The sequence below is a fragment of the Streptomyces viridosporus T7A genome, from assembly GCF_008704515.1.
In the GTDB taxonomy this organism is placed as follows: Bacteria; Actinomycetota; Actinomycetes; order Streptomycetales; family Streptomycetaceae; genus Streptomyces; species Streptomyces viridosporus.
This window is the reverse complement of the sequence record NZ_CP023700.1, coordinates 1,395,770-1,409,725: the sequence shown is the minus strand read 5'-3', so window position 1 is coordinate 1,409,725 and position 13,956 is coordinate 1,395,770. Positions and strand designations below refer to the sequence as shown.

At 75.0% G+C, this 13,956-nt stretch carries 11 protein-coding genes; 5 read left to right on the top strand and 6 right to left on the bottom strand.

All coding sequences use genetic code 11. The annotated features are described in order from the left end of the window. Window positions 1–13: 13 nt before the first annotated feature. Entirely contained in the window at window positions 14–1,156 is a 1,143-nt protein-coding gene (locus CP969_RS06565; RefSeq protein ID WP_016827394.1) for a methyltransferase, read from the bottom strand. 368 nt (window positions 1,157–1,524) lie between these two features. On the opposite strand from CP969_RS06565, the gene CP969_RS06560 reads away from it, so the two are divergent. The 3 genes from CP969_RS06560 to CP969_RS06550 all read left to right on the top strand — a co-directional run bounded on the left by CP969_RS06560 (window position 1,525) and on the right by CP969_RS06550 (window position 4,304). Continuing rightward, window positions 1,525–2,763, top strand: coding sequence for an ROK family protein (locus CP969_RS06560; RefSeq protein WP_016827395.1), 1,239 nt, complete (start codon window positions 1,525–1,527; stop codon window positions 2,761–2,763). Between the two features lie 172 nt (window positions 2,764–2,935). Continuing rightward, a complete protein-coding gene (locus CP969_RS06555; RefSeq protein ID WP_016827396.1) occupies window positions 2,936–3,823 on the top strand; it encodes an NAD(P)-dependent oxidoreductase in 888 nt (295 codons plus the stop codon). Window positions 3,824–3,881: 58 nt separating this feature from the next. Then, the gene (locus CP969_RS06550) at window positions 3,882–4,304 is read left to right on the top strand and encodes a PPOX class F420-dependent oxidoreductase (RefSeq protein ID WP_016827397.1); all 423 of its coding nucleotides are present in this window, start codon (window positions 3,882–3,884) and stop codon (window positions 4,302–4,304) included. 268 nt (window positions 4,305–4,572) lie between these two features. Here the strand turns inward: CP969_RS06550 and CP969_RS06545 are convergent, their stop codons facing one another. Both CP969_RS06545 and CP969_RS06540 read right to left on the bottom strand, forming a co-directional pair. Beyond that, entirely contained in the window at window positions 4,573–5,115 is a 543-nt protein-coding gene (locus tag CP969_RS06545) for an ATP-binding protein (protein ID WP_078495451.1), read from the bottom strand. 183 nt (window positions 5,116–5,298) lie between these two features. Further along, window positions 5,299–5,622: a hypothetical protein gene (locus CP969_RS06540; protein WP_004991452.1), complete on the bottom strand. Its 324-nt coding sequence runs from the start codon at window positions 5,620–5,622 to the stop codon at window positions 5,299–5,301. Between the two features lie 333 nt (window positions 5,623–5,955). Here CP969_RS06540 and CP969_RS06535 point away from each other — a divergent pair, with 333 nt between their 5' ends. Continuing rightward, entirely contained in the window at window positions 5,956–7,080 is a 1,125-nt protein-coding gene (locus CP969_RS06535) for an L-cysteine desulfhydrase Cds1 (protein ID WP_016827399.1), read from the top strand. Window positions 7,081–7,284: 204 nt separating this feature from the next. On the opposite strand, the gene CP969_RS06530 is transcribed toward CP969_RS06535, so the two are convergent. Further along, window positions 7,285–7,755: an SRPBCC family protein gene (locus tag CP969_RS06530; protein WP_016827400.1), complete on the bottom strand. Its 471-nt coding sequence runs from the start codon at window positions 7,753–7,755 to the stop codon at window positions 7,285–7,287. Between the two features lie 70 nt (window positions 7,756–7,825). Next, the gene (locus CP969_RS06525) at window positions 7,826–8,680 is read right to left on the bottom strand and encodes a DeoR/GlpR family DNA-binding transcription regulator (protein WP_004991462.1); all 855 of its coding nucleotides are present in this window, start codon (window positions 8,678–8,680) and stop codon (window positions 7,826–7,828) included. 286 nt (window positions 8,681–8,966) lie between these two features. Here CP969_RS06525 and CP969_RS06520 point away from each other — a divergent pair, with 286 nt between their 5' ends. Continuing rightward, window positions 8,967–11,390 carry a hypothetical protein gene (locus CP969_RS06520; protein ID WP_051044443.1) on the top strand — a complete coding sequence of 808 codons (2,424 nt, stop codon included), beginning with the start codon at window positions 8,967–8,969 and terminating at the stop codon, window positions 11,388–11,390. A 12-nt stretch (window positions 11,391–11,402) separates the two neighbouring features. Here CP969_RS06520 and CP969_RS06515 read toward each other — a convergent pair whose 3' ends face one another. Continuing rightward, a complete protein-coding gene (locus CP969_RS06515) occupies window positions 11,403–13,853 on the bottom strand; it encodes a right-handed parallel beta-helix repeat-containing protein (protein ID WP_016827402.1) in 2,451 nt (816 codons plus the stop codon). Window positions 13,854–13,956 lie beyond the last annotated feature (103 nt).

Genomic DNA, 13,956 nt, shown 5'->3' with positions numbered 1-13,956 from the left:
TCCGAACGACCCCCTAGCGCTTCGAGCGCTTCACGGCCTTCAGCACCACGAACTTCGGGTCGGACGCGACCACTTCGCTGTTCCCGAACAGCCGGCGCAGCTTCAGGTGGTACCCCAGGTGCCGGTTGCCGATCACCCACAGCTCGCCGCCGGGGCGCAGGGCGCGCCGGGCGCCGGTGAACATGCGCCAGGCCGTGGCGTCGGTGGTCGCCTGGTGGGAGTGGAAGGGCGGGTTGTTGAGCACGAGGTCGACGCTGCCGGCCGGTACGCCCGCCAGGCCGTCGCCGACCCGGAACTCGGCGTGCCCGGGGACGTCGTTGGCCCGGTAGGTGGCCCGGGCGGACGCCACCGCCTGGAAGGACTCGTCCACGAACAGCACCTCGGCCCGCGGGTCGGCCAGCGCCGCCGACGTACCGACCACGCCGTTGCCGCAGCCCAGGTCCACCACCCGGCCGCCGTTCCGGCCGGCGGGCAGGTGCCGCAGGAAGAACCGGGTGCCGATGTCGAGGCGGTCGGCGCAGAAGACGCCCGCGTGGTTGACGACGGGCCGGTGGGAGACCGGGCCGATGCCGTCGGGCAGGGTGTAGCGGTACGGCCACGGGTTGGCGGGACGCTCCAGCGCGGGATCCGGCGTGCAGAAGATCAGCCGGGCCTTCCGCTCGGCGAGCGAGGTCCGGGTCGGACCGAGGATCCGCTCGAAGAGGTTCAGCGTCGAGGTGTGGATCTCCTTCACCATGCCCGTGCCGACGACGACCGTGCCCTCGTGCACCGCGGGGGCCAGCCGCAGCAGCTGGTCCTCCAGCAGCGCCAGGCTCTTCGGCACGCGCACCAGCAGCACGTCCACCCGGGCCGGCGGGGGGTCCTGCGTGGTGAGCAGCCGGACCGTGCCCGGCTCGACGCCGTTGCGGGCCAGGTTCGCGCGGGTCGCCTCCTGTCCGAGCCACGAGTCGGTGATCTGCGTCGGCCGGTGCGCCGCGAGCGCCGTGACCAGCGCGCCCCAGCGGTCCCCGACGACCACGACCGTGCCGGACAGCGGGACCTGCCGCTCGGCGAGGTGCCCCAGGAGGTAGGTGTCGGCGGCGTCCCAGGCGCGCAGCCTCTCGCGCGGGTCCTCGGGGAAGCGGGTCAGCACCGGCTCGCCCCACGGAGTCGTCATACGGTCGTTCATCGTGCGACCAGGCTAGCCGAGCCGCAGCTCAGGGCGTGTCGGGCAGGAACAGGAGGGGGCGGGGACGCCGGGCCGTCCCCCCGTACCCGTACGCAGGTGGCGCCCGGCGCGGTGCACGTGCCGGACCCGGCCGGACGCCCGGGGACCGCGCGAACCGTCCGACGCCTGCCGACGGGGCCCCGGCGCGACCTTTCCCGGCGCCCACCCGGCGGGCCGGGCCGCCCACCACGAGGTCCCGAAGGCGCACCCGGGCGCGGCACCGGGGGAGTTGGGGCGGGATCGGGCGGCCGGACATCACTCCGAGGGGGAACGGGCTGCAGTCGGCGCCGGGGGCGGATCATGGGAGACTCGCCCTCATGAGCGGGAAGGCGGACCCCCGGCCGGCGGGGAAAGGGACCACCTCGAGGACGCGGCTGGACCGGGGACGCGGCGCGCTCGGCCCCGCGCTGGAGCTCGTGCACACCGGACGCGCGCCGACCCGGGCGGTCCTCACCGCCGAGCTCGGGGTGACCCGGGCCACGGCCGGAGCGGTCGCCGCCGAGCTGGAGGCGCTCGGGCTGATCCGGGTGGACGCCCGTCCCGGCGCCGCGGCCGGTTCGCAGGGGCGCCCCTCGCACCGGCTCTCGATCGCCGAGGACGGGCCCGTCGCGCTCGCCGCGCAGGTGCACGCCGACGGCTTCCGGGCGGCCCTGGTCGGGCTCGGCGGCCGTATCGTGGCCACGGCGCCCGGCTGCGAGGCGGTCGACGCCGACCCGGCGAAAGTGCTGGGCTCCGTCGTCGCGGCCGGTGCGGAGCTGCTGCGGGAGACCGGACGGCGGTGCGTGGGCGCCGGCCTCGCGGTGCCGTCGGCGGTGACCGAGCCGGAGGGGCTGGCCCTCAACCCGCTGCACCTGGCCTGGCCCGCGGGCGCACCGGTAAGGGAGATCTTCACCGAGCAGGTGCGGGCGGCCGGCCTTCCCGGACCCGCCTTCGCGGCCAACGACATCAACCTCGCCGCCCTGGCCGAACACCGGCACGGCGCCGGGCGCGGCTCCCGCGACCTGCTGTGCGTGGCCACCGGCCACCGCGGTGTGGGCGGCGCGCTGGTGCTCGACGGCCGCCTGCACTCGGGCAGTTCGGGCCTCGCCCTGGAGGTCGGCCACCTCGCCGTCAACCCCGAGGGCCGCCCCTGCCACTGCGGCAGCCACGGCTGCCTGGACGTGGAGACGGACCCGCTGGCCCTCCTCACCGCGGCGGGACGCGCCCCGGGCCCCGAGATGTCCCTGCTGAAGCAGGCCGACGACCTGATCCGCGGACAGTACGCCGACCCGGCCGTCCGCGCGGCCGTCGAGGCCCTCATCGACCGCCTCGGCTTCGGGCTGGCCGGCCTGGTCAACATCCTCAACCCCGACCGGATCATCCTGGGCGGCCTGCACCGCACCCTCCTGGAGGCCGACCCCGACCGGCTCCGCGCCGTCGTCGCCGACCGCAGTCTGTGGGGCCGCAGCGGCGGTGTCCCGATCCTCGCCTGCACCCTGGACCACAACAGCCTGGTCGGCGCCGCCGAGCTGGCCTGGCAGCCGGTGCTGGACGATCCGCTGGCGGCACTGGCGTAGCGGCCCGCCCGACGGGCCCGGCCGGACGGGCCCGCCCGCGTCGCTTCCGGGGAAGTGGGCACCCGGCCCGGCGGGTCGGTCCGCAACCGGCCCCCGCGCCACGACCGACGGCGCACAATGATCCACGAGCACCGACCGCAGAAGGCGGCCCGACGGACAGGAAGCCGACGTCATGACCGACAAGCTCACCGTGAGCGTCCTGGGCACCGGCATCATGGGCGCGGCGATGGCCCGCAACCTCGCCCGTGCCGGGCACACCGTCCGCGCCTGGAACCGCACCCGCGCCAAGGCCGACCCGCTCGCCGCCGACGGCGTGCACGTCGCCGGCACACCCGCCGAGGCGGTCGAGTCCGCCGACGCCGTGCTGACCATGCTGTACGACGGCCCCGCCACCCTGGAGACGATGCGCGGGGCCGCTCCCGCCCTGCGCCGGGGGACGGTCTGGGCGCAGTCCACGACCGCCGGGATCGAGAGCGTCGCCGAACTGGCCGGCTTCGCCCGCGAGCACGGCCTGCACTTCTACGACGCCCCGGTCCTGGGTACCCGGCAGCCCGCCGAGGAAGGGCGGTTGACCGTGCTCGCCGCCGGTCCCGCCGAGGGCCGGGACCGGGTGACGCCGGTGTTCGACGCGGTCGGCGCACGCACCGTGTGGACCGGGGAGGACGGGGCGGCGGGCAGCGCGACCCGCCTGAAGCTGGTCGCCAACAGCTGGGTGCTGGCGGTCACCGCCGCCGCCGGCGAGACCCTCGCCCTCGCCGAGGCGCTCGACGTCGCACCGGACGGCTTCTTCGACCTCATCGCCGGCGGCCCGCTCGACATGGGCTACCTGCGGGCCAAGGCCGGACTGATCCTCGACGGGCGGCTGTCCCCGGCCCAGTTCGCCGTGACCACCGCCGCCAAGGACGCCCGTCTGATCATGCGGGCGGGCGAGCAGCACGGCGCCCGCCTGGACGTGGCCGCCGCGACTGCCGCACGCCTGGAGCGGGCCGCCGCCCGGGGCCACGGCGACGAGGACATGGCCGCCGCCTACTACGCCAGTTTCGACGAGCCCACCCCCTGAGCCCCCCGCACGCGGCGTGCGGGACCCCCACCCCCGAAGGCACCCGGAGGAGACCGCCGTGTCCAAGCCCCCACTGCCCCCCGAGGCCGACGCCCTGCTGCGCCGCCCCAACCCCTGCGTCATGGCCACGGTCCGCTCCGACGGCGCGCCCGTCTCCACCCCCACCTGGTACTTGTGGGAGGACGGCCGCGCGCTGATCAGCCTCGACGAGGGCCGGGTACGTCTGAAGCACCTGCGCCGCGACCCGCGCGTCACCCTCACCGTCCTGGCCGGGGACGACTGGTACACCCACGTCACCCTGATCGGCCGCGTCGTCGATCTGCACGACGACGACGGTCTGACCGACATCGACCGCCTCTCCCGGCACTACACCGGCGACGCCTACCCGGAACGGAAGCGGGCCCGGGTCAGCGCCTGGATCGAGGTCGACCGCTGGCACGGCTGGGGCGCCCTGAAGGACAGCGATCAGGCGGCCACCTGACCACCGCCGGCCCGGCCGGGACTCCGGAAGCGGCCGTCGGTCCGCCCGCGTCCTTTTCGGGAGGCACGCGCACCGCCGCCGGCCGCACGACGACGGCGGGCCCTCTCCGGAGCGACCCGCGGAAGCGACGCACGAGACGGCGCCGCACACGCACGGCGCCGCACACGAGCAACGAGGCGTCGCACCCGAGGAGTTGACCGGCCGTGCGGACCCTGGCGCACTTCGGAGACGGCCGGCCCGCCGGGCCGGGAACGGCGCGACCGCCCGGTCAGCCGGCGACGACGGACCGGGCGGGAGCGGGTTCGGGCCGGTGGTCCTCGGCGGGCTCGACGAGCGCCACCTGCGTGAACCGGTGGTCGGCACGCTCGCCGGCCGCGAGCCGCGGATACCGGTCCCAGACCGTCGGGACGGTCGCGGAGGGCGTCGGCAGGGTGAACCACACGACCTTGCCGGAGTCGCCCTCCGGCAGCGCGCCCCAGCTCTCGCTCATCGCGGCCACCATGGCCAACCCCCGCCCGCAGGTGGCGAGCAGGCCGGCGTCCTCCACGACCGGCAGACGCGGGTCGCGGTCGCGCACCGAGACCTTGAGCCGGTCGAGCAGCAGCTCCATCTCGACGGTGCACGTCTTGTCGGGCCGGGCATGTCGGTGGACGTTGGACAGCAACTCCGTCACACCGAGCGAGGCCCGGTCTATCAGGGGATCCATGTGCCAGTAGCGCAACTGCGCAGATACGATTCTGCGGACCTGGCCGATCCGCGACGGCAGGGCTTGGAGCTCCACCGCGCAGTGCCTGCTCGGATGACTGATCACGGCTGCGACTCCCCGACGTGAGGTCCGGAAGAACACGGAGTACGGATCCAGCAGGGCGCCTGCGTGACGCTGCCGCCCGCTGTCGTGGCCGGCGGGCTGGTTCGCAGCGTTATCGCCGGTAAACCCAGAGTGACGTGAGACCAGCGTGACGCACGAGGTGAAGTGACGCAAGTCACGGACATCTCAGGCGCCACGCCCCGACGCCCGGCGGACGGCCTCGATGAAACGGCGGGCCGCGGGCGGACCGGGTTCACCCGGCGCGGGATCGTGGTCGCCCAGGGTCAGCAGGTACCGCTTGCCGTTGAGGTCCGCCAACGCCCGGTCCTCGGGCGCGAACCAGGGCCGGGAGGCGCGTACCGCCTGCACCGGCGCGCTGTCGATCTCGCTGCCGTAGCTGGTGAGCAACTCCAGCCTGCCGTCGCTGATCCGGACCTGGCCGGCCCGGGTGAGCGACCGCAGCCGCTTGCCGATCCGCACGCCCGTGGCCGTGAACTCCGGCTCCGTCATGCCGCCCGCCCCCTTGCGCGTCGGTGTGCCGGACCGTGCTCCGCGGGCCGGCCCGTGTCCAGATTCAGTGTGCCCCGGTACGGGGCCCTGCTCCCGCCGCTGCAGTCTGCCCCCGCCCGCCGTCGAGCACCAGTGCGCGCGTCCTCGTTCCCAGGGGCGCCCGGAGCACTCGCGCCCCTTTGTCCCCGCGCCCCCGCGCCCCCTGTGCCCCAGGGGTGCCTTTGAGTCGCTCAAAGAAGCGTTTATGCAGGTGGGAAGCGGTGCGGAGGGTGCCTATGATCGGTGCACCGGCCGCGCGAGACGCCGTCGGCGCTCAGCGTAAGGAGCCCCGTCGTGAGCACTTCACCATCCGCCCTGACCGGCACCACCCTCGATGTCGACCGCAGCGACCCCGCCTACCGCGCCTGGCTGAAAGAAGCCGTGCGCAGGGTCCAGGCCGACGCCAACCGCTCGGCCGACACCCACCTGCTGCGCTTCCCCCTGCCCGAGCGGTGGGGCATCGACCTTTACCTGAAGGACGAGTCGACCCATCCCACCGGCAGCCTCAAGCACCGGCTGGCCCGCTCCCTCTTCCTCTACGGGCTCTGCAATGGCTGGATCCGTCCGGACCGGCCGGTGATCGAGGCGTCCAGCGGTTCCACGGCCGTCTCCGAGGCGTACTTCGCGAAGCTGATCGGCGTGCCCTTCATCGCCGTCATGCCGCGCACGACGAGCGCCGAGAAGTGCCGCCTGATCGAGTTCCACGGCGGACGGTGCCACTTCGTGGACGACCCCCGCACGATGTACGAGGCGTCCGCAGCCCTCGCGGCGGAGACCGGCGGCCACTACATGGACCAGTTCACCTACGCCGAACGGGCCACGGACTGGCGCGGCAACAACAACATAGCCGAATCGATCTTCCGGCAGCTGAGGCTGGAGCGGTTCCCGGAGCCCGCCTGGATCGTCGCCACGGCCGGCACCGGCGGCACCTCGGCGACCCTCGCGCGCTATGTGCACTACATGCAGCACGACACCCGCATCTGTGTCGCCGATCCGGAGAACTCGTGCTTCTTCGAGGGCTGGACCACCGGCGATCCGGACGTCACCTGCGACAGCGGTTCCCGCATCGAGGGCATCGGACGGCCCCGCATGGAGCCGAGCTTCGTGCCCGGCGCCGTCGACCGGATGATGAAGGTGCCCGACGCGGCCAGTGTGGCCGCCGTGCGGGCCCTGGAGCGGGTCATCGGCCGCAGGGCGGGCGGCTCGACCGGCACCGGCCTGTGGAGCGCGCTGAAGATCGTCTCGGAGATGGTGGCCGACGGACGGCGGGGGAGCGTGGTGACGCTGCTGTGCGACCCGGGGGACCGCTACCTCGACAAGTACTACTCGGACGCCTGGCTGGCCGAGCAGGGCCTGGACCTCGCGCCCTACACGGCGGCGATCGATTCGCTGCTGCGGACGGGGGTCTGGCCCGACTGACGGCCGGGTTCCGGCGCCGGGCGCGGCGGCCGCCGCACGGGCGGCCGCGATTTCGGCGAAGGGGCCGGCCGCCCGGTCGCTCCGGGCGCACGGCGCGCCGACCGGCAGCACGGTCCGGGGCCCCGGACCCCGGAGCGTTCCCTTACGCGGTGCCGGCCGATCCGGAGGACGGCCGGTCCCGCGTCGAGGGGCGGCGGAGCGGCCCTACCGCGTGAGCCGCCGGTCCAACGAGGTCACCGCGGAGCGGAACGCCCGCCCGAGCCCCGGTCGCGCCGCCCTGAGCGCGAGGCGGAACGGTGCCGTCCCGTCGGCGGCGAACGTCCACCGCACCCGCGTGCCCGTCCCGGCGGGCTCCAGCCGCCACTCCTCCGCCAGGGCGCGTGCGCCGGGCGCGTTGGTCACGTCGACGCGGTAGGCGTACACCTGGGGTTCCTCCGCCGCGAGGATCGTCTCGCGGAAGCGGGTGCCGCCCCTCAACCGGATCTCGCGCCCCGCGCCGCCGTCGAGGGGGCGGGCCGGCGTGACGGCCCCGAACCACTCGCTCCAGCCGGTCACGTCCTCGGCCAGCGCGCGGAAGACCGGCTCCGGCGCGGCGGAGATCTCCCGGGCGAAGACCGGACGGACGGGCGCGGCCCGGACGAAGCCGGGCCCCACGGGACGCAGACGGTGAGCCATGGGCACGACTCCCTTGACGAAAGCCGGAGTTGCGGCGGGCCGAGCAGCGTACACCCCGGACGGCGGCCCGTCAGGCGTCCGCGGACTCCCCGTCGGGCTCCTCGTCGGGCTCCTCGGGCCCGCCCGCCACCACCAGCCGCCGCAGGTGCTCCGCGATCTCCGCGCGTGCCCCGTCCGGCAGCCCGGAGTCGGTCACGAGGGTGTCGACCTGATCCAGGGACGCGAACGAACTCAGCCCCACCGTGCCCCACTTGGTGTGGTCGGCGACCACCACCACGCGCCTCGCCGACTGCACCAGCCGGCGGTTGGTCTCGGCCTCCGCGAGGTTCGGCGTCGACAGGCCCGCCTCGACGGATATCCCGTGCACCCCGAGGAACAGCAGATCGAAGTGGAGCGTCGCGATCGCCTGGTCGGCCACCGGCCCCACCAGGGAGTCGGACGGGGTGCGCACCCCGCCGGTCAGCACCACCGTGGCCGCCCCCTGCCGGGGGCCCGAGGTGCGCTGTGCCGCGTGGAAGACATCGGCCACCCGCACCGAGTTGGTGACCACCGTCAGATCGGGGACGTCGAGCAGCTGGTGCGCCAGCGCGAACGTCGTCGTACCGCCCGAGAGCGCGATCGCCGCGCCCGGGGACACCAGTTCGGCCGCCGCCCGCGCGATGTCCTCCTTGGCGCTCAGTTCCAGGCCCGACTTGGCCTCGAAACCGGGTTCGTGCGTGCTCGCCTCCACCAGGGGGACCGCCCCGCCGTGCACCTTCTCCAGCACGCCCTGCCGGGCCAGCGCGTCGAGGTCGCGGCGGACGGTCATGTCCGACACGCCGAGCTTGCGGGTCAGCTCGTTGACCCGGACTCCGCCCCGGCGCCGGACCTCGTCGAGGATCAGGGCGCGCCGCTGCTCCGCGAGGAGGTTCTGATTCTCGCTCACGTACGCTCCGGTCCTTTCGCCTCAAAGCCGTCCGACACGCCGCCCCGCGCAATCGTCGTGACGAGCGCGTCGCCGGTGCGCGGGCGTCCCATCCTCGCATGCCGGGACCCGGGGCGGCGCCTCCGGTGAATCGTCGCGCGCATGTCAGCAATGTCGCGTAAGTTGCTTGCCCGTCGCACGGACCGGGGAGATTCCGTGACGAGAGGTGTGAGCCGTTCCGGCGGGGGGAGATCCTGTGCCCGCACGGACGGAGCCGACGACGTGTCACCGGGGGAAGTGCGCAGCAGTGGAACGTACGAGAGAACCGCGGGAACCGCGAGAACCGCAGGAATCGAGAGAACCGGGAGCACAGGGACCGGCCGAGAGCAGCGACGGCACCTCCGCACGGCCCGGCCCGTCCGGGGCCGCCCTGGAACTCCTGGTCCACGGGGTGGGCGGCACCACCCCCGAGGAGATGCTCGACGATCCACGCACGGTCCGGATCACCGGTGACGACATCGCCGCCGTGTTCCGGCGCGCCGACGACGCCGACGCGGAGCGGCGGCCCGACGACCGCCGCGACGGGCCCGTCCCCGAGGCCTACGTCTGGTGCAACCTCACCTCCGGGAACGGCACCCGTGCCCTGTGGCTGTTGCTGCTGCCCTTCATGGTGGTCAACCTCGCCCACTGGATGCGCCCCTCCAGCCGGGGCCGTACCCGCACGGTCCGGCTGTACGGGCTGCTGGTCCGGCTGGCCGGGCTGAGCCTGACGGTGCTGCTCGTCGCGGCCGCCTGCGAGGTCGCCCTCGACCTGGCCGCCTGGCAGTGCGCGGGCACGCGCGCGTGCGCCGAGCGGCACTCCTGGCTCGGCTTCCTCTCGCCCGAGGTCTCCGACGGCGGCTGGTGGAGCCTTCCGGGCCGCAGGCTCGCCCTCGCCGCCCTGGTGCCCACCGCCCTGACCGGCCTGCTGTGGTACCTGTCCCTGCGCACCTGGAACGCCTACGAGTCCCAGCAGCCGATGACCCACGACCCGGAACCCGAGGAGGCCGGCGGACGCACCGCGCTGGGCCGGCCCGGCTTCTGGTACGGCCGGCGCCTGGTCGCGCGACTGCGCGCCGCGCACACCGCCGCCGGACTGCTGACGGTCGCCGCCGCGGTCGGCTCCGCCGCCGCCCGGTACGACCGCGGGCCTGGCGGCCCCGCCGTCCCGGGCGTGCTCGGCGTGCTCGGCGTGCTCCTGGGGGTGGCGCTGGTGGCCGGGGCGTGCGCGGTGGTGTGGGTGGTGTGCCGCCGGGGCCGCACCGACCGCCGCCTGGACGACGCGCTCGACGCGGGCCTGGTGCGCGGCCTGCCCCTCGCCGCCCTCGTGCTGCTCGCGCTGACCCTCCTGTACGCCGGGTGGGAGCGCGACGGGTGGGAGTCGGCGGGCCGGCTGCCCGGCGACCCGGCCTTCGGCGCCCTCGTCCTGGTCCAGGGCCTCCTGGTGGTCGTCCTCGCCGGGGTCGCCCGCGTCCTGTACCGCTCCGCCCCCGACCGGCGCGCCGCGATGCGGGGCCTGGCCGGACCGGCGGTCGCCATGCTCGCCTGCGCGCTCGGCGGGGTGATGTCCGGCGGCGTGTCCCAGCGGATGTCCGACTGGCTGGACGGCACCGGGACGTCGATCCCCGGGCCGCCGGTACTGCTGACCTGGCAGGCGTCCGTGATCCCGCCGCTGCTGGCGCTGCTGCTGGTGCTGTGCGGCTGGCTGGCCCGGCGCGCCTGGCGCATCGCGCGGGCCGAGCGCGCCGCCGTGGAACGCGAGTACCCCGGCGAGACGGGGGACACCGGCCGCACCCGCCGCATCGTCACCGCCCGCACCATGGCCGCCCTCACCGACCGCGCGCCGCGCATCGTCGCCGTCGTCTCCGCCACCACCCTGCTGCTGGGCGCCGGCGCCCTCGCCGGCGCCACGCTCACCGACCGGACGCCCGGCGCGGCGGCCCGGGACTCGTACGCCGTCGTCCACGGCGCCGCCGAGACCGCGCAGGCGCTGGGCTCCTGGCTGATCGGGCTGGGCTTCGTCCTCCTCGTCGCCTGCGGCCGGCGCGCCTACAAGGACGCCTCCGCGCGGCGCACCATCGGCATCCTGTGGGACGTCGGCACCTTCTGGCCGCGCGCCGCCCACCCCTTCGCGCCGCCCTGCTACGCCGAGCGCGCGGTGCCCGACCTGACCTGGCGGATCGCCACCTGGACGCGGTCCACCGGCGGACGGCTGGTGATCTCCGGCCACTCCCAGGGCAGCGTCCTCGCCGCCGCGGCGGCCTGGCAGCTCCCGCCGTCCATCCGCGGACGCGTCGCCCTGCTGACCTACGGCTCCCCGCTGGAGCGGCTGTACGGCCGCTGGTTCCCGGCCCACTTCGGTCCGGCCGCGCTCGACTCCCTGCACCGGGAGGTCGACTGCTGGCGCAACCTGTACCGGCCCACCGACCCCATCGGCGGCCCGGTGCGGCTGCCCGGCGACCACGGCCCCGAGGTGGACCGCGCCCCGCTCAGGGACCCCCTCGCCTACGGCCGCACCGAAGCCCATCCGCTGCCCGCGCCGATCCTGGGCCACTCCGACTACCAGGCGGACCCGGCGTTCGCCGAGGAGCGCCGGCGGCTGCTCGCCCGGCTGCGGCCGGACGTACCGGCGCCGCGGCACACGGCGGACCCCGGCGGCGGCCCGGCCGGTCCCCCCGTGCCCTCGGCGTAGCGGCGGCGGTGCTCAGGGCAGTGCGGGCAGGTCCTCGGCGTAGAGGAGGGTCAGGTCGTCGGTGGTCGGCTCGTCGAGCTGGGCGACACGGCTCGCGTGCCGCTCGACCATCGCCTCGAACGTCTGCCGCGCGGTGCGCCCGTTGCCGAACGCGGGCCCCTTGGGGATCTCCGCGAAGTACTTCAGCAGTGCCTCGCCCGCACCCGGTGCCAGCCGGTACTCGTGCTCCTCGGCCTGCTGCTCCACGATCCGCAGCAGTTCCCCGGGGCCGTAGTCGCCGAAGGTGATCGTCCGTGAGAAACGGGACGCCACCCCCGGGTTGACCGAGAGGAACCGCTCCATCTCGGCCGTGTAGCCGGCGACGATCACCACCACCGCGTCCCGGTGGTCCTCCATCAGCTTCACCAGGGTGTCGATGGCCTCCTTGCCGAAGTCGCGCCCGGCGTCCTCGGGGGAGAGCGCGTACGCCTCGTCTATGAACAGCACACCGCCGCGGGCCTTCTCGAACGCCTCCTGGGTGCGGATCGCCGTGGAGCCGATGTGCTCGCCGACCAGGTCGACCCGGGACACCTCGACCAGGTGCCCCTTCTCCAGCACGTCGAGCGAGGCGAGGATCTCGCCGTACAGGCGGGCGACGGTGGTCTTGCCGGTGCCGGGAGAACCCGTGAACACCAGGTGCCGCTTGACCGAGGCCGCCTTCAGCCCCGCCCGCTGCCGGCGCCGGCCCACCTCGATCATGTCGATGAGGGCCCGGACCTCGCGCTTGACGCTCTCCAGGCCCACCAGCGCGTCGAGTTCGCCGAGGACGTCCTGCGAGGCGCGCGCCTCCCGCTCCGGCTCGGGGGCCGGGGCCGGCGGCGCGGACGGTGCGGATGCGGCGCGCTGATCGGGAACCGGGCCCAGCAGACCCGGGGAGCCGTCCGCCGTCTGCACGACCGGCTCCGGTTCCGGAGCCGGGGTCCGCAGGCTCCCGCTCTCGTCGCTCGTGCAGTCCTCGACGACCGGGCCGCCCGCGCCGGGGGCCGCGTCCGCGCCGCTCTCGGCGAACTCGTAACCGCCGCGCGCGCAGCGCTCGGTGCGGCACTTCCTGAGCGTGGTACGGCTGCCGTCGATCACGTGGAAGCCGTAGCCGCCGCTGCCGGTGACCCGGCAGCCGAGGAAGGTGCCGCGGCCACCGGCCGAGACGTAGACGCCGGCCTCGGCCGGGGAGTCGATCGTGCAGCGCTCGACGGTCGGGTCGGCGCCCTTGGTGACGATCACGCCGGTCTGCGTGCCGTCCAGGGTGCAGTTGTTGAGCGTGCCGCCGCTGCCGTGGTCCCGGAACCAGGCGCCGGTCGCCGCCTGGTGGATCCGGCAGTCGTCGAGCTGCGCGGTGGCGCCGTCGCTCACCGACACCGCCGTGTTGCGCACCTGCGACAGATCGCTGTCGACCACGTCCGCGCGCGAACCGCGGTCGAGGACGAACAGCGCGTCCGGCACGTCGTGCACCCGGCAGGAGTCCAGTACGGCGGTGGCGCCGTCGCTCACCCACACCGCCGGGTAGTCGCCGGTGCTGTCGAAGATCTCGCACTGGTTGGCGTCCACGCGCGTGCCCGGGTCCCACACCGACAGGCCGTTGCGGCCGAACTGCCGCACGCTGGTGCGGGTCAGCGTGAGCACCGACCGGGACCGCAGGTCGACCGCGTTCTCCGGGATGTCGTGGATCCGGCAGTCGGCCAGCGTCAGCACCGCGTCCGTGTCGAGGGTGACGCCGTCGCCGGTGGTGCGGTGCACCTCGCAGTCGGTGAGATGGGCGGTGGCGCGGTTCGTCACCTGGACACCGCTGCCCCGCACCTCGTAGACCTCGCACCCCACCGCCTCCAGCGCCGAGTTCTCCCCGGTCGCGGTGAGCCCCGAGCCCGAGGCGTGGTGCACCCGGCAGCGCTCGAGCCGGGGGTGGCCGCCACCGTGCACGGCCACGCCGGCCTGCCCCGCGGAGACCACCTCGCACTCCTCGAAGACCCCGCCCCCGCCGTCCAGCACGGCGATGCCGACGCCCGCCGGGTTGTCGACCGTGCAGCGGCGCACCGTGGGCCGGGCACCGCCGCGCACCTCGATGCCGGCCGCGGAGCGGGTGACCACGCGGACGTCGCGCAGCTCCGGGGTGCCCTCCTCGAGGAGTATCGCCGGGGCGGCGGCGTCCTGGCCCTCCACGTGCAGGTCCTGCACCACCGCCGAGGCGCGCACGGTCAGCGGGACGCCGTCCGCGGGCGCGATGCGCACCGATCCGGGGGAGCCCTCGGGGCCGCGCAGGGTCACCGCCCGCTGTATGACGAGGTTCTCCCGGTAGGTGCCGGGAGTGACGGTGAGGACGTCGCCGTCGGCCGCGGCCTCCAGGGCGGCGGCGAGCGATGCGTACTCACCCGTGCGGCGGCGCCACCTCGATGTGCCGGTGTGCGTCACCTGGACCGTGCCCTGTGCCATGGTGTAGCCGTGCCCCCACCTCGTCGTGCCTGTGGCTCGTTCGCCCGCCGGACGCCGCAGCCGACCCCGCGGCTCGCGCCCGGTCCGTCGCCGATCGGTTCGG

Coding starts and splice junctions, on each gene's coding strand:
- CP969_RS06555 (WP_016827396.1), top strand. CDS start 2,936: ATGACCGACAAGCTCACCGTGAGCGTCCTGGGCACCGGCATCATGGGC.
- CP969_RS06530 (WP_016827400.1), bottom strand. CDS start 7,755: ATGGCTCACCGTCTGCGTCCCGTGGGGCCCGGCTTCGTCCGGGCCGCG.
- CP969_RS06540 (WP_004991452.1), bottom strand. CDS start 5,622: ATGACGGAGCCGGAGTTCACGGCCACGGGCGTGCGGATCGGCAAGCGG.
- CP969_RS06560 (WP_016827395.1), top strand. CDS start 1,525: ATGAGCGGGAAGGCGGACCCCCGGCCGGCGGGGAAAGGGACCACCTCG.
- CP969_RS06565 (WP_016827394.1), bottom strand. CDS start 1,156: ATGACGACTCCGTGGGGCGAGCCGGTGCTGACCCGCTTCCCCGAGGAC.
- CP969_RS06515 (WP_016827402.1), bottom strand. CDS start 13,853: ATGGCACAGGGCACGGTCCAGGTGACGCACACCGGCACATCGAGGTGG.